This window comes from Methylobacterium sp. Leaf93 (assembly GCF_001422345.1).
Classification (GTDB): domain Bacteria; phylum Pseudomonadota; class Alphaproteobacteria; order Rhizobiales; family Beijerinckiaceae; genus Methylobacterium; species Methylobacterium bullatum.
The window spans coordinates 28,392-45,792 of sequence record NZ_LMMS01000030.1 but is presented as its reverse complement, the minus strand read 5'-3'; the positions used below and the strand labels follow the sequence as shown (position 1 = coordinate 45,792).

16 protein-coding genes and 2 tRNA genes are annotated in these 17,401 nt (G+C 67.0%); 7 read left to right on the top strand and 11 right to left on the bottom strand.

The window, feature by feature from the left end:
* Positions 1 to 75: 75 nt before the first annotated feature.
* The 6 genes from ASF26_RS20085 (at position 76) to ASF26_RS20060 (ending at position 5,019) form a co-directional block, all read left to right on the top strand.
* Complete coding sequence (locus ASF26_RS20085) at positions 76 to 891, top strand: DUF3750 domain-containing protein (protein WP_244476016.1); 816 nt, start codon at positions 76 to 78, stop codon at positions 889 to 891.
* On the top strand, positions 888 to 1,400 hold the full coding sequence (locus tag ASF26_RS20080) for a GNAT family N-acetyltransferase (protein ID WP_056258356.1): 513 nt from the start codon (positions 888 to 890) through the stop codon (positions 1,398 to 1,400). Before ASF26_RS20085 ends, ASF26_RS20080 begins: the two co-directional genes overlap by 4 nt.
* Before the next feature lie 80 nt (positions 1,401 to 1,480).
* Positions 1,481 to 1,723, top strand: a complete 243-nt coding sequence (locus tag ASF26_RS20075) for a ferredoxin (RefSeq protein ID WP_056258355.1) — start codon at positions 1,481 to 1,483, stop codon at positions 1,721 to 1,723.
* A complete protein-coding gene (locus tag ASF26_RS20070) occupies positions 1,720 to 3,015 on the top strand; it encodes an FAD-dependent oxidoreductase (RefSeq protein ID WP_056258351.1) in 1,296 nt (431 codons plus the stop codon). The genes ASF26_RS20075 and ASF26_RS20070 overlap by 4 nt, the downstream gene beginning before the upstream one ends.
* Positions 3,012 to 4,265, top strand: coding sequence for a cytochrome P450 (locus ASF26_RS20065; RefSeq protein ID WP_056258349.1), 1,254 nt, complete (start codon positions 3,012 to 3,014; stop codon positions 4,263 to 4,265). Before ASF26_RS20070 ends, ASF26_RS20065 begins: the two co-directional genes overlap by 4 nt.
* 160 nt (positions 4,266 to 4,425) lie before the next feature.
* Positions 4,426 to 5,019 carry an AprI/Inh family metalloprotease inhibitor gene (locus ASF26_RS20060; RefSeq protein ID WP_018043853.1) on the top strand — a complete coding sequence of 198 codons (594 nt, stop codon included), beginning with the start codon at positions 4,426 to 4,428 and terminating at the stop codon, positions 5,017 to 5,019.
* 54 nt (positions 5,020 to 5,073) lie between these two features.
* Here ASF26_RS20060 and ASF26_RS20055 read toward each other — a convergent pair whose 3' ends face one another.
* The 10 genes from ASF26_RS20055 to ASF26_RS20015 all read right to left on the bottom strand — a co-directional run bounded on the left by ASF26_RS20055 (position 5,074) and on the right by ASF26_RS20015 (position 15,559).
* Positions 5,074 to 6,828 (bottom strand): outer membrane beta-barrel protein, encoded by a 1,755-nt coding sequence (locus ASF26_RS20055; protein ID WP_056258346.1) that lies wholly within the window; start codon positions 6,826 to 6,828, stop codon positions 5,074 to 5,076.
* A 369-nt stretch (positions 6,829 to 7,197) separates the two neighbouring features.
* Positions 7,198 to 7,734, bottom strand: coding sequence for a hypothetical protein (locus ASF26_RS20050; protein WP_156463062.1), 537 nt, complete (start codon positions 7,732 to 7,734; stop codon positions 7,198 to 7,200).
* Positions 7,735 to 7,794: 60 nt separating this feature from the next.
* A complete protein-coding gene (locus tag ASF26_RS20045; RefSeq protein WP_018043850.1) occupies positions 7,795 to 8,121 on the bottom strand; it encodes a hypothetical protein in 327 nt (108 codons plus the stop codon).
* A gap of 116 nt (positions 8,122 to 8,237) precedes the next feature.
* Positions 8,238 to 8,480, bottom strand: coding sequence for a hypothetical protein (locus ASF26_RS20040; protein WP_056258341.1), 243 nt, complete (start codon positions 8,478 to 8,480; stop codon positions 8,238 to 8,240).
* Between the two features lie 140 nt (positions 8,481 to 8,620).
* On the bottom strand, positions 8,621 to 9,622 hold the full coding sequence (locus ASF26_RS20035; RefSeq protein WP_056258336.1) for an NAD-dependent epimerase/dehydratase family protein: 1,002 nt from the start codon (positions 9,620 to 9,622) through the stop codon (positions 8,621 to 8,623).
* Between the two features lie 68 nt (positions 9,623 to 9,690).
* On the bottom strand, positions 9,691 to 11,004 hold the full coding sequence (locus tag ASF26_RS20030) for a glycosyltransferase (protein ID WP_244476015.1): 1,314 nt from the start codon (positions 11,002 to 11,004) through the stop codon (positions 9,691 to 9,693).
* Between the two features lie 213 nt (positions 11,005 to 11,217).
* The gene (locus ASF26_RS20025; protein ID WP_056258329.1) at positions 11,218 to 13,422 is read right to left on the bottom strand and encodes a polysaccharide pyruvyl transferase family protein; all 2,205 of its coding nucleotides are present in this window, start codon (positions 13,420 to 13,422) and stop codon (positions 11,218 to 11,220) included.
* Entirely contained in the window at positions 13,391 to 13,576 is a 186-nt protein-coding gene (locus ASF26_RS22860) for a hypothetical protein (RefSeq protein WP_156463061.1), read from the bottom strand. The genes ASF26_RS20025 and ASF26_RS22860 overlap by 32 nt, the downstream gene beginning before the upstream one ends.
* A 238-nt stretch (positions 13,577 to 13,814) precedes the next feature.
* Positions 13,815 to 15,116, bottom strand: a complete 1,302-nt coding sequence (locus ASF26_RS20020; RefSeq protein WP_244476014.1) for a glycosyltransferase family 1 protein — start codon at positions 15,114 to 15,116, stop codon at positions 13,815 to 13,817.
* Between the two features lie 367 nt (positions 15,117 to 15,483).
* Positions 15,484 to 15,559, bottom strand: a tRNA-Asn gene (locus tag ASF26_RS20015).
* Between the two features lie 206 nt (positions 15,560 to 15,765).
* Here ASF26_RS20015 and ASF26_RS20010 point away from each other — a divergent pair.
* A tRNA-Cys gene (locus tag ASF26_RS20010) sits at positions 15,766 to 15,839 on the top strand.
* A 56-nt stretch (positions 15,840 to 15,895) separates the two neighbouring features.
* Here the strand turns inward: ASF26_RS20010 and glpK are convergent.
* Positions 15,896 to 17,401: a glycerol kinase GlpK gene (gene glpK, locus ASF26_RS20005; protein ID WP_056258320.1), complete on the bottom strand. Its 1,506-nt coding sequence runs from the start codon at positions 17,399 to 17,401 to the stop codon at positions 15,896 to 15,898.

The following is a 17,401-nucleotide window of genomic DNA, read 5'->3' as shown; positions in this document are numbered from 1 at the left end:
GATATGGTCCGCATCGCCGTTGAAACCCGACTGTGGCCGATGCGCATCATCGCCGGAAATGGTCGGCGGCGCGCGATGGTTGTGGCTGCGACGAAGGCGGCGCTTGCGCCAAGCCTCACGCAGGCAAAGATCCCTGTCGTGATCTCCCTCTCCCTCCTTGGCGCGAGCTTTCGCGTGATCGGTCTCGTCCTGCTCGGACTGTTCCTTCTGCCGCTCGGCAGCCATGCCCTGTGGTGGATGGCGCGGGGCGGTGGCGCGGCGGCCGATTGGTCGAGCGCCGGGCTGTTGCGTCCACCCAAAGCGTCGGACCCGGCCCTCGTCCGGGTCTATGCGGCGCGGGTCGGGCGCTGGCGGGGGATCTTCGCCCATCACAGCTGGATCGTGGTGAAGCCGGAAGGCGCCGCCCGCTATACCCGCTACGACGTGGTCGGCTGGGGCATGCCGGTCCGCACGGACGGCTGGGCCGCGGACGGACGCTGGTTCGGCAACGATCCGCAGACCGTCCTCGCCCTCGATGGGGACGACGCGGCCCGCGCCATCCCGGCGATCCGCGCGGCGGTGGCCGATTATCCCTACCGGGCGCTGGGCACCTATCAGGCTTGGCCCGGGCCGAACTCGAATAGCTTCACCGCTCATGTGCTGGCCCGCCTGCCCGAGCCACGGGTGACCCTGCCGCCGACGGCCCTGGGCAAGGATTGGGCGCCGCCAGGGCGCATCGTCGAGCGGACTCCGAGCGGCACCGGCATCCGGCTGACCTTCAGCGGCTATGCCGGTATCACCGTCGGCTGGGTCGAGGGGGTCGAGATCAACCTGCTCGGCCTCGTCGCGGGGCTCGACCTGCGCCGCCCCGCGATCAAGCTTCCGGGCTGGGGCAGGATCGGAACGGCATGACGACACCCCTCCTCATCCGCCCGGCGGAACCCGGCGATGCCGATGCGATCTGGTCCATCCTCGAGCCGGTGATACGGGCGGGTGAGACCTATGCGCTGCCCCGCGACGGCTCGCGCGAGCCCATGCTGGCCTACTGGTTCGCCCCGGCAAACCAGGTTTTCGTCGCTCTCGACGGGGGCAAGGTGCTCGGCACCTACATGTTGAAGGCGAACCAGCAGGGTGGCGGAGCCCATGTGGCCAATGCCGGGTTCATGACCCATCCCGACGCGGTGGGTCGCGGGATCGCCCGCGCCATGGGACGGCACGCCCTCGACGGCGCCACCCGCCAGGGCTTCCTCGCCATGCAGTTCAATTTCGTCGTCGCCAGCAACACCCGCGCGGTGGCCCTGTGGGAGAGCCTCGGCTTCTCGCGGATCGCCCGTCTGCCCGATGCGTTCCGGCATCCGAGCCTCGGACTGGTCGATGCCCTGGTGATGCACAGGAAGCTTGGGGCCGACGCCGCATCGTGAAACGTCCGCGCGACCTTTGCGCTCGCGACGGAACCTCGGCACGCGGGAAACCTTATCGGGTGACTCCCTCAGCGAGCCCCATGCCCGATCCCTCCCCGCCGCCGAACGGCTCGCCCCTGCGCGTCACCGTCGATCTCAACCGATGCCAGGCCTACGCCCAGTGCTGCTACGCGGCGCCGGAGCATTTCGTGCTGCATGGGCGCGAGGCTTTGTTCTACGACCCCGCGCCCTCGGCGTCCGCCCGTCTCGCCATCGAGCGGGCCCGGGTTTCCTGCCCGGTCCAGGCGATCCGCGTCGAGGATCCGGAGCGGCAAGGCCGATGAAGAGTATCAATGCCGAAGGGCATGCGGTGGTGGTCGGCGCGTCTCTCGCGGGCCTGCGCGGCGCCGAGGCCCTGCGCCGCGCGGGCTTTGCCGGCCGCCTCACCCTCGTCGGCGACGAGCCGCACCGACCCTACGACCGGCCGCCGCTCTCGAAGGCCGCCCTCACCGGCGAGATCGCGCCCGAGGCGACCGCGCTGCCGAACCTCCATGCCCTGGATGCCGAATGGCGGCTCGGCGTCGCGGCGACCGCCCTCGACCGGACGGCCCGCGAGGTCCGCCTCGCCGATGGCGCCACCTTGTCCTACGACCGGCTCCTCATCGCCACCGGATCGCGCGCCCGACCCTGGTCGAATCCGACTGAGGCAGGCCTTGCCGGGGTCCATACCCTGCGCGGGCGCGACGATGCCGCCGCCCTCCGGCGCGCGCTCGCCGCCGGCCCCAAGCGCGTCCTCATCATCGGCGCGGGTTTCATCGGCTGCGAGGTCGCGGCCTCCTGCCGGGCCCTCGACCGCACCGTCACCCTGATCGATCCGGGACCGGCGCCCCTCGCCCGGATCCTCGGGCAGCCGGTGGGCGAGATCGTCGCCGCCCTTCACCGAACCCTCGGCACCGACCTGCGCAGCCGGACCAAGGTCGCACGGCTCGGAGGCGATGCGGCCGGCCGGGTGGTTCGGGCCGTCCTCGATGACGGCGATGTGGTGGAAACCAACCTCGTGGTGGTGGCCCTGGGCGCGGTGCGCAACACCGAATGGCTGAGCGGCTCCGGTCTCGATGCCGGCCCCGGCGGCGTCCTCTGCGACGAGGCCGGCCACGTCCTCGACACGGAGGGACGCCCCGACAGGTCCATCGCCGCAGCCGGCGACGTGGCGCGCTTTCCCCATCCGCTCTACGACGGACGTCCCGTCGCCCTCGAACATTGGGGACACGCCGTGGCGCAGGGCGAGTACGCCGGTCGCCTTCTCGCCGGAGCGGCCACGGGCGCGACCTATGCCGAGATGCCCGCCTTCTGGTCCTCCCAGGGCGGGATCACGATCAAGTCGGTCGGCCTCACCGAAGGGGCGGATTCCATGGTCTTCGCGCAGGGAAGCCCGAAGGAAGGACGCTTCGTCGTTGTCTACGGCGCCAAGGGCCGCTGCATCGCAGCCGTGTCGTTCGATTCCGCCCGGTGGCTTCCCGCCTATGCCGAGCAGATCGCCGCCCGCGCACCATTCCCTCCCATCTGCGGTGGAACCGACGAACACAGTCTGACGGTGCTGCAGCCGGGCTTTCCCGAGGAACGGACATCGTCATGAAGGCCGGACGCCTGTTCGAGGCGGTCAAGGACGAGGCCAACCGGGCCGATCCCTATCCGCTCTACGCCCGCCTGCGCGAGACGCCCGTCTCGCGCCAGGACGACGGCACCTATGTGGTCTCGACCCATGCGGCGATCACGAGCCTCCTGCACGATCCGCGGATCAGTTCGGAGACCCTGCCGCCGAGCGAGCGCCCGCGGACCGGCAACCCGCTCTCGGACTGGATCGTCAACCCGGTCAAGGACTACCTCACCAACACCCATCGCCCCTTCATCTTCCGCGATCCGCCGGACCATGACCGGCTGCGGATGGCCGTGATGGGGCAGTTCACCCATCAGCGGGTCCATGCCATGCGCGGGCGCTCGCATGACCTCGTGGCCGATCTCTTGGACAAGCAGAGCGATGCGACGAGCTTCGACCTCGTCTGCGACCTCGCCTATCCGCTTCCCGTCACCGTGATCTGCGAGATGCTCGGCGTGCCGCCGGAGGACGAGCCGCAATTCCACGGCTGGGCAACGCAGCTCGCCTCGGCCCTCGAACCGGACAATCTCGGAAACGAGGAGGCTCGCGCCAAGAACATCACCACCTTCGACGAGATCTCCACCTACATGCGCGCCCTCATCAAGGAGAAGCGCCGGCACCCGCAGGACGACATGCTGTCGGGCCTGAGTGCTGGTTCAGGGCCAGGCGGTGAACCGGGGATGGGCGAAGTCGACCTCATCGCCACCGCCATCCTGCTCCTCGTGGCCGGCCATGAGACCACCGTGAACCTCATCGCCAACAGCACGCTGGCTCTGGTGCGGCACCCCGACATCCTCGCGCGACTCGCCGGCGAGCCGGACCTCGCGCCGCGTCTCATCGAGGAGATGCTGCGCTACGACCCGCCGGTGCATTTCCGGACGCGGCGGGCGTTGAGCACCATCGACGTCGCTGGCACCACCATCCCGGAGGGGGCCGATATCGTGCTCCTCCTCGCCTCCGGCAATCGCGACCCGGCGGTGTTCCGCGATCCGGACCGGTTCGACCCGGACCGACCCGACATCCGCCATTTCGGCTTCGGCGGCGGGCTCCATTACTGCGCGGGCGCGCCGCTCGCCCGATTCGAGGCGGAGGCGGCCCTGGTGGCGCTGGCGCAACGCCTCGTCCGTCCGCGTCTCATCGACGATCCACCGCCCTATCGCTCGGGCGCGGCCCTGCGCGGCCCCATGCATCTTCGGCTCGCCATCGACGGAGTGGCACCCCGCCGCTGAGGGCACTCGGGCGCGATTGCGGCCTTGCCGCCACACCGTGACCGAAAAGCCGGGGCGACGCGCCTTTCCCTTGTCAGGCCCGCGGCATTGCCTTGCCGTCAGCGCAATTGGCGGTGACGCAACGGTTCATTGCCGAAGTCCCTGCCGGGAAGAGAGATCGATGCCGCGTCAGTTCCTGTCGACCGTTGCCCTCGTCGCCCTCGCCGCAGGCCTCGGGGCCTGCAGCTCGTCGCGCCTCGACGGGCCGAGCCGCGGCAGCCGCGCCGGCCTCGGTGCCCAGGCCGCCCTCGAGCCGGTCGCCCCGGCCATGCCCGCCGGCCCGGTCACCTCCGCCCCCCTCGCGCCTCCGCCCGGCGCCAGCGCCGCCCCTGTCGATGCTCCGCCCCCGGTGGGTGCGGACGTGGCTCTGGCGCCCGCCCCGGTCGTCGCCGAACCGGTCTACGTGCCGCCGCCGGCCCCGCCGATCGTGTCGAGCGGCCGCTCCTCGGTGGTGGGAAGCTGGAATGCCAAGGACGCCACCGGCGCGACCTGCAAGGTCTCCCTATCGAGCGCCCCCGCCCTCGACCTCTACAAGGCGAACGCCTCCGGCTGTGCCAACAAGGATCTGGCGAAGGTCACCGCCTGGGATTACCGCGACGGCGAGGTCTATCTCTACCAGCCCGGCGGGACCGTGACGGCCCGCCTGCGCCAGGGTGGGGGTGCGTTGGACGGAGCGCTCTCCAAGTCCGGCGCCTCGCTGGCCCTGGCGCGGTAAGGGCTTACGTCATTGCATGAGAAAGCCCGCATAAAGTCTTGCCAGGGCTGAGTTTCAGGGCGTAACCCGCAGCCCCAGCAGCCAGGTATTGGCGCTGAAGCTCGACCCGGCGGAGCTGCTGTCGATCTGCTGGTAGATGTAACTGCCGCGCATGGAGAGCCAGCGGTTGAAGCGGTAGTCGAGCCGGGCGGTGGCGGAGAAGCCGCGCTCGGTGATGTTGACCCGGTCGTAGTCGCTGGCGAGGTAGCCGCCGCCCAGGGTGATCGACAGGTTGCGCAGGAGGTCGTGCTGCACCTCCAGCGTCACCGCCTTGGTCAGCACGCCGCTCGATCCCGCAACGGCGGTCTCGATGATGCCGGTGGCCGCGTTGAGCCGCACGGTGGTGAGCGGGCTCGCCGTCCAGATCAGGGCCGCGTTGACGATCGGGGCGGTGAGGTCCTTCAGGCCTGGATCGACATAGGTCCGGTGCTGGAGGCCCGCCGAGACCTCGCCGCTGACGAAGCGGGTGAGAGCCACGCGGGCGCCGCCCGTGACCGTGATGCCGTCGGAATTCCGGCGTATCCCGTTGGAATCGGTGCGCAGGTCGTAGACGCGGGTATCGGCCAGGACATCGACGAAGGGCGAGATGACGGGCGAGATCTCGTAGGAGGCGCGCAGCCTCAACCCGTACTGGTTCAGGTTGCGGTCGCTCTGGTTCAGGATCGCACCGTTCGACAGCGTCGCGCTCTCGAACTCCGACCGGTCGATGAGGCCGCGCAGAGAGACCTGCAGCCGGTTGAACGTCTCGGTGACGCCGATCGTCGTGCCGTAGCTCGCCACGATCGGGCGGTTCGACAGCGTGGCGTTGATGTCCGGCGAGCCCGGCCGCTGTGTCTCGACGAGGAAGCGGGTCTCTACGTCGACGGTGGTGCTGCGGTTGGCGTCGAGGCGCAGGCGAACCGTGCCAGCGCCATTGGGCCGGCTGGCGGCCTGGTTGTCGGGAAAGTCGAGATAGCCGCCGCGGAGTTCGCCCGCGAGTTCATGCGAGGACCAGTCGCTGCGGAAGGCGAGCTCGCCCTCGGTGCGCAGGGCGAGCGACCCCTTGGCGCGGTTGGCGGTGATCTGGTCCGGATTGGTGTCGTAGCCGACGCTCTGCTGGAACACCGGCAGGAACGTGAAGGTCCCGAGCTTGATGCCGAGGGGGGCATAGGCCTCGTCCACCACCAGCGGCCTGCGCAGGGCGGCGCCGAGGAAGGCGCCCGGCGTGCCGATTCCGGCCAACGGCAACAGGGTCAGGGACGGCGCCGGGGGCGGAGCGGGCGAGGGGGTCGGCAGCGGCGCACCGACGACGGCATTGCGGATCACGGGTGTGAGGCGCAGGTCCGGCGGCGGCGTCTGCACGATGGAGCGGACCGGCCGCGTCGTCGCCACGCCGAAGCGGCGCGGCGGGATCGCGCGCAGGCGCAGGAGATCGGTGGGATTGCGGTTGTTGCCGGCGCTCGTGGCCGGACGCGCGACAGGCGCGAGGGAGCGCCGTCGGGCGGGGGTGCCGGCCGAACCGTCATCGGTCTGTGAGACAGCGCCCTCGCTCGGGGAGGCGGCGCCGGTGGACGCATCGCCGGAGGCACCGCTGCCGCGCAGGGTCGGGCCGCCCGTACTACCCGCACCCGTGGCCGAGGATGGATTCGTGCTGCCGAAGGTCGGTGTGGCGGGTCGCGGCGTCGGGCTCGACTGGGCCTCCGCCTGGCTTCCGGGCAGGGCGACGGCAGCCGTCAGGATCAGGCCGTGAAGCCCCCTCCTGCGCCATCCTGCGATCGGCCCTGCACGCATCACGGACGAGTGTCTCTCCGCGGGTCCCCGCCTCGAGCGGTGCGCGCGACAGGACCGCTGCCCGGGATGTTTCACGGACGTCCCTTCGCGCATCCCGGACCGGCGCGACGGACGCGGCGGCCGAAGATCGTCCCGGGGGATCGCGCCCCCTCGGGACGCGATTAGACCAATGCGGGACGGCTCCTCGCCGACCCCATCGTGGTAAAAGAACAGGGTTAGCGTTGTCTTAAGACCACGTCGTCAAGAGGGCGGAGGCAACGTCCGGCGACCGGCTACGCGGAGAGGCCGGCGCCAGGCGATTTCCGCCTCCCGCGATGGTGACGGCCGGCCTTCGCCCTGGCCGGAGCTGACGGGAACGGCAGCGTGGGATCAGGCTGCGGCTAAGCCGGAACCGCTCAACATACCCGATATGTCGGCGGGCACGCTGAATGGATTTCGCGCGGCCTCATGCACGGCTTCGTCAACGGTCTCATCGATGCTGAAGGCGTCGGCATGGATCAGGATCAGCGCCAACATCCCGTCCACCAATGCCGACCGGCACTCGGCGGCTAAGCGGGGATCCGAAGCGGCCAGTTCCTCGACCGCAAGTGCGATGGGATGATCGGATGGTGATGGAACGTCACGGCGGTTATGGAGCATCTCGATGAACGCCTTCAGCACTCGCTCGCCCGCCTCAAAATCGGACAGTGCATGTGCCTGCCCGAGCAACAGGTTGCGGAGGCGATCCGGTACGCGATCATCCTTCAGCGCACGCTCGGTCACATCGAAACACCGATTCAAATCGGCGTTCGCTCGCTCCAGGGCACGTGCCTTTCGATGCGTGTCGTGGGTCGCGCGGATCAACTCACGCGCAACGAGAAGGGTGAGCGCCAAGATCGCGACGATAACGAAGGGCGTTCCCTGCATGCCGGTCACCATATTCAGGATGTATGACACAATCTATGCGTTGACAAACAGGAGGAGGCGCTAGGGCGGCGGAGGGGGCTGGTCCGGCGAACCGGCCGACGATGGAGGAATCCGCTTCGTGCGCGGCTTCTGTGCCGCGATGGGCGCGCCGCGTGATTTCGCCGTCAGTTCGAGGCTGGATTTTCTGGCCTGAAGGTCGATACGCGCCGTGGCGAAATTGCGGATGAGCCACAGGATGCAGAAGAGGCATCCCGCGCCGATGGCCCAGGCTGGATCGACATGGGCGATCAAGGCTCCAAATGTCGCCAGGATGATCACGGAAAAAACGAGCCCATCCGGTCCGAATTTCCCGAGCCCCTTGATGGCCTGAGCAAGCGCTTTTTCCATGCACGCAGATCGCGATGTTTCGAACGACGCAACCTAAATCATTGGAGGGCTCGGGACGAGATGGATTCGTCCTGATCAAGTTACGTTGCCGTCCCGTGTCGAGAGCCGCCGGCCGATCACACGGGGGCGAGCAGCGGCCCGCTCAAGCGGTCCGACCAGGTCACCGACGATCCCGGTGCGGCGCGCTCCATGGCGTTCAATGCGTCGACGAGTTGGTCGGCCACGGCGAAGGCAAGCCCGACCTGCCTCAGTCCTTTCACCAATGCCGGCCGACCGGTCTTGGTGTCGAAGACCGTCCACCTGTCGAGGCTCCGGTCATCGGAACGAAGGTCGTAGGTGATGCGGCAATCGATGAACATCGGTGGTCCAATGGTGCTGGGCGAGATCGCGGCTTTGGATCACGGAACCCCTACCATCCCGCTCAATCCTGCCATCCCCCATATGGGGTATGGCAACTGTCCCGCCGGCGGATCGGCGCCTCGGGCAGAAGCGGGCCGCGTCAGCCGAGTCGATGATAGGCCTTGAACCAGCGCACGAAGGCCGGGATTCCGACTTCGATCGGCGTCGTCGGGGCATAGCCGAGGTCGCGGGCGATGGCGCTGAGATCCGCGTAGGTTTCCCTCACGTCGCCGGGCTGCATCGGCTCGGACCGGCGGATCGCGGGGCGCCCGCAGGCCTTCTCCAGCACGTCGATCATGCGCGGGAGCGGCACGGACGTGTTGTTGCCGATGTTGTAGAGCCGGTGCGGCGCATGGCTGCCCCCGGCCTTCTCCGCGCCGTCATCGGGGGGCGGATCGTCGAGGCAGGCGAGGATGCCGGCGACGATGTCGTCGATGTAAGTGAAATCCCGCCGCATTGCGCCGTCGTTGAACACGCGGATCGGCTCGCCCGCGAAGATCGCCTTGGCGAACAGCCACAGGGCCATGTCCGGCCGTCCCCATGGCCCGTACACGGTGAAGAAGCGCAGGCCGGTCTGGGGCAGGCGATAGAGATGGGCGTAGGTCTCGCTCATCAACTCGTCCGCCTTCTTGGTGGCGGCATAGAGCGAGACCGGATGGTCGACACGGTCCTCGACCCGGAAGGGAAGGGAGGTATTGCCACCATAGACCGAGGAGGACGAGGCATAGGCGAGGTGCGCCACGCCCCGGTGGCGCGCGAATTCCAGGATGTTGAGGTGACCGACCACGTTGGCCTGAACGTAGGCGCGCGGATTCTCGATGGAGTAGCGCACCCCGGCCTGCGCGCCGAGATGGACGATCCTGTCGATCCCATGCCCGTCCAGGCCCCTGTCGAGGGCGTCATGATCGGAGAAGTCGATGGGCAGGAAACGGAACGCGTCGCCCCGGCGCGTCGCGATATCGGCGATCCGGTCCCGCTTGAGCGCGACGGAATAGTAATCGTTGAGATTGTCGATGCCGATGACCGCCTCGCCGCGCGCGAGCAGGCGATCGGCCACGTGGTAGCCAATGAAGCCCGCGGCTCCGGTCACGAGAATCGCCATCTTCTGGTCGAGGCCTCACCGTCGCCCGGACCGCCGGCCGACGAGGCCGGCGGTCCGGGAAGGTTCGTTCAGAGTCGCTCGTAGAGTTCCTTGAGGCGCCCGCGATAGATCTCGGGGCTGTATTTCGCCGCCTGGACCTTGCCCATTTCGGAGAGGCGCCCGCGCAGGTCCGCATCCGAATCCACCGCGCGGATCGCGTCGGCGATGTCGCGTGCGTCGTAGGGGTTGATCAGCAGCGCGGCATCGCCGGCGACCTCAGGCGTCGAGCCCTCCTTGGAGGTGATGACCGGGGTGCCGAGCAGCATGGCCTCCAGCACCGGCAGGCCGAAGCCTTCGTAGAGGGAGGGGAACACCACGCCCTTGGCGCCGCGGATGAGGCTGACGAGGAGCGAGAACGGCGCGTAGTCGAACCGCCGGATGCGGTCGCGCTGGTAGGTCATGTTGTCGATCTGCTCGAGATACGAGTTCGTCGTCGGATTGATGAACTTGAACTCGATATCCGATTTCCAGGCCGCGCCGCCGACGATGACGAGGGGCGCCGAGACCTGGCTCGCGAGATAGGCCTCGACGAGGCGGCCGACATTCTTCTTGGGCTCGATGGCGCCGAAGAACAGGAAATAGCCCTTGTAGGGCAGGCCGAACGCCCCCTCGATCTCGCGGCGGACCACGTCCTCGGGCTTCTCGGCGAACTTCTTGGGGATTTCCACCGACTGGTAGGTGTTGGTGATCCGGTGCTCGGGGCAGCCGAGCAGGTTGATGATGTCCCGGCGCGAGGTCTCGGACACGGTGACGATGTGATCGGCATCCTTCACGATGCGCCGCATCAGGCGCAGGTAGCGCCGCTTGATGTCGCCGGTGGTGAAGGGCAGGCGCAGGGGCACGAGGTCGTGCAGGGTGTAGATGTTCTTGGCGCCCGGAATCCGGATCGGCAGAGGATAGGTCCAGTGCATGATGTCGGGCGTGCGAAGGCCGCTGACGCGCAGGGTGCGGTTATAGGTCTTGAAATAGGCGAGCGCGACGTCGAACAAGTTCACGCTATTCCAGATCTGGTCGAAATACGGCATCCGCGCTTCGAACGTCTTGCTGATGACGGTGCCGGTGATCGGCACCTTCACCGCACGCCGCCCGAGGGGCGAGGTGAGCTGGTCGCGAAGATAGCGCAGGATCACCAGCCATTGCGGCGGAACGCCCACCGCCGGATCGAAGAACGAGATCTCGCGCAGGAGCGGATCGATGCCCGGCGAAGCGCGGGTTCCGTAGAGGACGTCGGTCCGGTAGCCGAGCTCGTGCAGCTCGTAGCTCAGGTTGCGGGCGTAGGTGGCGACGCCGGTCCCCTTCTCCAAGCCGAGATTGTACCCATCCAACATCACACTTTTAGGCATTCCGGACTTCCTCGGATGGTTCTGCGATGGCTCGTTGGCGAAAAGGATGGAAAACTCGGACCACATGCCGTGTTCGCATCGATGGTCCGGTCCCGTGCCATGCGAACTCCGTTCCTCCTCTTCCGGCGGTGACGCCTCGGGGAGGACGGAGTTCGGCTCTCTTCTATCGCCGCGTGGCCACGACGATACGACGCGTCCCGTTGGGCCGGACGCCTAGAACTTCAGCGCTTTGAGCACCTTCGGCTCCACCGGCCAGGGGGTCGCCTCGAACTCGACCGCCTTCGGCAGCGGAAAGGCCTCGAACAACGCCTGGGGCGAGTAGGTCAGGGGCCGCCATGTGGCTTTGATCCAGTCGATGGCCTTGTCCCATTCGGGCTTGGCGCGCCGCTCCAGGCAGAACGCGTTGAGGCGGGTCACACCGGCGCCGAGATAGAAATCTCGCACCCGGTGATCGACCTTCTCCTCATCGTCGTCGAGCTTCAATTCACGGCCCTCGCCCTGGCCGTAGGTGGCGAACCAAGCGCTGGGAATACCGTAGCATTCCGCGATCACGAGGCCGTGGAGCGAGGTGGAGAGGATGTGCCGGCAGGACACGATTTCCTCGACCTTGGCGCGCAGGGACGGGGCGTCGCGTTCGGTGATCGTGTTGATGATCCGGATATCGCCCTTACGCTCGGGCGGGATGCCGTAGCGCGTCATCACGTCGAGGACGGTGGCGGCGGGATCCTGGGAGGCGAGCTCGGTCAGATGGACGATGACGCCGATCTCATGGGTCTTCGCCACATGGTCCATGGGCCAGAACTTGGGCAGCAGGTAGACAGGATCGCCGTAGATCTCCGGCACCGTGATGCCTTGCGCTCTTAGTACGGCGCCGGTCTTGGGGCCGCGCACGGCATGGACGTGGAACTCGGTTCCCGCCGGACGCTGATAGGGCGCCGGGTTCGGACTGCCCGGCCTGCGCTGGGCATCGAGTCCGGTGCCCCACATGTGGACCGTCCCGTTGCTGATAGCGTGACCGATGGTTCCGACCGCAACGAGACGCTCGGAATTGCTGTCGAAGGCCGCATGACGCACGACGCGCCCGGAGATGGCGGCGACCATGACGGCGCTGAGCGCATCACCGAAATTGGCGTAGGGAAATTTCTGCGAACTGGCCGCCCAGGCCAGGGGCACCGAACCGGGCGGCAGGGTCGATTTAATGCGCTTCAGGAGAGCGACGGAGCTCTTTTTTTTTTCTAGCTTCGCCGCAGCATCTTCGCCAGCCGGCTCGGAGACAGTCTTTTCGGCCACAGCTCTCGCAGCGGCCTTGGGAGCGCCTTTGGGAGATTCGTCAGGAAATCGGGCGGCGGCCACTTTGGCACCTCCCGGAAACTCCTTCCGGTCCAGCCGGTTCAACTCGCCGACATCGTGGCGGAGCTTCAGGTCGGTGAGAGCCTTGTGCTCCCAGATCGTCTCGCCGGGCGCGGCGGCGATCGGGCTAAGATCGACCGGGAAGGCGTTGATCAGGGCATCGCCATCGAAGGTCTTGGGCGACCAGCTCTTGTCGATGGCCTTCATGATCGCGGGCCAGTCGCTCGGCTTGGGCCGGGGCTGGTTGTAGACGTCGATCTTCGGCAGGCCGAGGCCAGTATAGAGATCGACGATGCGCAGGTCGACGTCGCCACCGGGGGTGAGCTCCACCGATTGCAGCCCGTCCTTGCTCAGGCTCGGCGCGAAATACAGGCAGGGAATGCCGTAGGATTCCGCGATCACCATGCCGTGCAGGCTGGTGGAGACGATGCGCTCGCAGGACAGGATCTCATCGATCTTCGACTGAAGCGCACCGACATGCAGTTCGGTGACGGTCGTGATGAGATGGATGTCGTCGGCGAGTTCGGCCGGAATCCGGAACCGCGCGATCTCCTTGCGCGGCACCGCCTCCATCTCTCGGTTGGCGAGTTCCGACAGGTGGAGAATGACGCCGAGCTTATAGCGCTTCTTGACCGTCGGCTTGTAGAATCGGGGCAGCAGCCAGACCGGGTCGCCGTACGGAACGGCATGCGAGAGGGTCTTAGCCGAGAGGAGCGATTCCGAGACCGGGCCGCGGGTGGCGGTCACGGTGAAATGCGATTCCGGGGACGGGACGAAGGGCTTCTTCTCATCTGCCGGAGCGGAAGGGTTGGCCCAGTTGGAGCAGCCCGTGCCCCAGAACCAGACCTCGCCGTTGGCGAAGCCGTGGCCGATCGTACCGACGCAGGACAGGCGAGGCGCGAACGACTTCATCGGCGCCCTGCGGATCGGCTTGCCCGAGAGCAGCGCGATCATCACCGGGCTCAGAGCGTCGCCGAAGTTGAGATAGTTCATGTCCAGGGTCGAACCGGCCCAGGCCAGCGGAATCTCGCCTTTCTCACGCACGTACCGGGTGATGGATGTCGCCATAGATCACGTCCTTGGTTCTTGGATTCTCTAAAACGAAAACAATGATCGTATCGTGATGGTGTGATTCAAATCCGTCAGCATCGTCAGGACGCTCTCGTGTTCGCCCCACCGCAACCAGGAATACAGGCTGCGCAAAAATGCCATCGTCGCTCAAGTGACTATGTTTTCGGCAGTTCGGCGAGTTCGCCGACCCTGTCCTGTCGGCGGACGCCGAGGTCATCCTGCATTTGAGTGCCTGAATGCCAAGTCCGCCAATTCTCCCAAGTCATTGGTGCGCCTGATTAAGGCTGATTCCGCGGGGTGTCCAGGCCGAGATGTCGCGGCATCAGCAAAACCGCAGGATGTCATCGGCCTCGCTCCGGCCCACGAACGGCGGGGAGGGACGAGTGCCATCACGGCGTGGTCTGTGGGACGCGCTGCCGCGCCGCGTCCGACTGCGGGACGACGCGGCGGGGCGCGGCGGGACGCTTGGCGACACGAGCGGCGTTGGCCTCGTCGTCCACGCGCTGCAGGGCCGCCAGGATCTGCCGGCCGGTATCCGTCCAGGTGGCGGGCCTATAATTCCTGTCGATCTCGCGCTCCTTCTCCCGAAGCAACGCGGGGTCGGTGGCGTAGGCCTTAATCTTGGCCACCCATTCGCTCGTCATATGGGGGAGAGCATAATCGACGAAATGCTGACCGACCTCGGGCAGGGAGGTGGTCTTCGAGACGATGCCGAACTTGCCGAAGCTCAGGGCCTCGGCCACCGGCAATCCCCACCCCTCGTAGCGGGAGGGAAACACGAACATCTGACAATTCTTGTAGAGCGTCCGCAGGGCCAGGTCGTCGACCTTGGCGAGAAAGTGAAGCTTCCGCGCCAGCGGAGTCCGCCTGACGATGGCGCGCAGCATCATGCGCTTCTTGCGCTTGCTGTGCCCGACGCAGACGAGGCTCGGGGCCGCCTCCTCGTTGCCCTTGAACGCCAGCGACCAGGCCTTGATGGCGACGCGGTGATTCTTGCGCGGGTGTACCGACGAGACGTAGAGGATGTAGGGCTCCTTGACCTTCAGCGGCTTCGGCGGGGTGTTGTCGCCGATCTGGGAAACGCCGAAATTGAGGGTCACGATCCGCCCGCAATCGAATCCCTGATAGGCGATGAGGGCCTCCGCGGTGGCGCGGGACGGCGTGAAGATCACATCCGCCGTCTCGAGCACGAGGTCGATCCAGCGCTTGAACGTGGCATGGGCCGACCGGAACGTGAGCTTGGGCCGCTCAATCGGCAGCATGTCGTGGACGAGGACCGCCTTGCGACAGGAGATGTCGGCGGATTTCAGCGCGCTGACGATGCCGGCATAGTTCGAGCGCGACCAGCTCGCCCCGAGCATCACCAGCCACGGAGCCGACCGGGGCATGGAACTGTCGGCGGCAGCCGCCGGCTGGTTCTTGAAGATGCGGACATAGCTCAGTTCCTCCACCGCCTTGGCGACGAGGGAGCGGCCCTGGACGGTGTTGGTTCGGCCATACGCTTCGATCAGTTCCAGCATCGGAGCACTGATGGGAGCGAGGCGCCGCTTGAACGGCGTGATACCGATGGGAGTGATGACGCAGTCGAGATCGTCTGCCTGTATAGCGCTAGTGATCTCGTAGACGACGCGCTGAATCCCCGTAATCGGCAGCCCTCTTTTGAAGAAAGACACCAGATCCGTGTAGTCCATCAGAATGTTCGAAACTGTCATGGAACCCGCGATGCGATTCCGACGACGGAGATACACCGTCGCATGACACATTCCCGCCTCTGACTACCACCGAAGTCAGCGATTTTTGCCATCGTAAGGAACGCCCCGCCCGCTTGAGAACATAGACGCTCAATGGGAGCACTGCACGTCCAAAATATGACGTGCTCCCCAGCACACAACGAGGCTACCGCATCGCACCGTCAGCGCATAGCTGGTCAGGCGGAATGACGCGCCGTCGATGGCGATAGCCAGAGAGGAGGGTTAGCGGGACGGCGATTGGTACGGAAGAGCGACCGCTCCTCCATCCAACACCTGGTCCTGTATCGCAGGCGCCGGGGAAGGTGATTGGCTCCCCGAGTAGGACTCGAACCTACGACAAAGCGATTAACAGTCGCTTGCTCTACCAACTGAGCTATCGGGGACCACGGCGGGGTCTCTACACACGGCTTTGGCGGGACGCAAGGCCTCTTCGCATATTTGTCGGCTTTGTTTACGGCCTCGCCTCCGTTTGGCCTCCTGTCGCGGAATCCCCGTTGCGGACCAGGCCCGGGCTCTGTAAGAGACCCGTCACCTCGGATCGCCCGCCCGATCCGGAGGCGCCATTCCTTCCTCGATGGGATGTGGCCGAGGCCTCGTGGCGGAGTGGTTACGCAGAGGACTGCAAATCCTTGCACCCCGGTTCGATTCCGGGCGAGGCCTCCAAATCTTTCTCGATCCCTGCCTTTGAGGAGCGCGCGCCCGGTCATGGCCGGTGCGCCTTATCCCGCCGGGTCGCTCCATCCGAACGAGCGCGTCACCGCCTTGCCCCAGGCGGCGTAGAGCCCATTGCGCCGGTCCTCGTCCATCCGCGGGTGCCAGCGATGGTCAACGCCCCAATTGGCGACGAGGTCGCCGGTGCCGGCCCAGTATCCCGTGGCGAGGCCGGCCGCGTAGGCGGCCCCCAGCGCCGTGGTCTCCGTCACCTTCGGGCGCAGCACCGGCACGGCGAGGAGGTCCGCCTGGAACTGCATCAGGAGGTCGTTGCCGACCATGCCGCCATCGGCCCGCAGTTCCGTAATCGCAATTCCCGAATCCGTCTCCATCGCCTCGATGACCTCTCGGGTCTGGTAGGCGGTGGCCTCCAGGGCGGCACGGGCGATATGACCCTTGTTGGCGTAGCGGGTGAGGCCGGCGATGATGCCGCGCGCGCTTTCCCGCCAATGCGGCGCGTAGAGCCCCGAGAAGGCCGGCACGAAATAGACGTCGCCATTGTCCTCCACGGTGCGGGCGAGGGGCTCAATCTCGGCGCTGTCCCGGATGAGGCCGAGATTGTCGCGCAGCCACTGGACCAGGGCGCCCGTGATGGCGATGGAGCCTTCCAGAGCATAGACCGGCGCCTCGTCGCCGAGCCGGTAAGCGAGGGTGGTGACGAGGCCGCAGGTGGAGGGCACCGGAGCCGTCCCGGTGTTCATCAGCACGAAGCAGCCGGTGCCGTAGGTGTTCTTGGCCTCGCCGGGCGAGAAGCAGGCCTGGCCGAACAAGGCCGCTTGCTGGTCCCCGAGGATGCCGGCAATGGGCACCCCGGGGAGGGCGCTCCGCGTCTCGCCATAGACCATGCTCGAGGAGACGATCCTCGGCAGCATCGCCCGCGGGATGCCGAAGGCCGAGATCATGCCGGTATCCCAGTCGAGGGTGTCGAGGGCCATCAACTGGGTGCGGCTGGCATTGGTCGCGTCGGTGACATGCAGCCCCCCCTGCGGGCCGCCGGTGAGGTTCCAGACGAGCCAGGTGTCGATGGTGCCGAACAGGACATCCCCGGCCTCGGCCGCCGCGCGGGCACCGGGCACCCGGTCGAGGAGCCAGGCGAGCTTGAGGCCGGAGAAATAGCTCGCCAAGGGTAGGCCGGTGAGCGCACGGAAACGGTCCTTGCCGCCGTCGCGGGCGAACTCGGCCACGAGCCCGTCCACCCGCGTGTCCTGCCAGACCAGGGCGTTGTGGAGCGGGCGCCCGCTGGCGCGATCCCAGATCAGCGTGGTCTCGCGCTGGTTGGTGATGCCGATGGAAACGAGATCGGACGGCTGCAGCCCCGCCGTCTCCAGGGCCTCGCGCATCACGGTCCGGGTGTTGCGCCAGATCTCGTTGGCGTCGTGCTCCACATGGCCGGGTCGGGGGTAGATCTGCTCGTGCTCGCGCTGAGCCACCGTGATGATCGCGCCGCCGCGATCGAAGACGATGAAGCGCGTGCTGGTCGTGCCCTGATCGATCGCCCCGACATAGCGCGACAT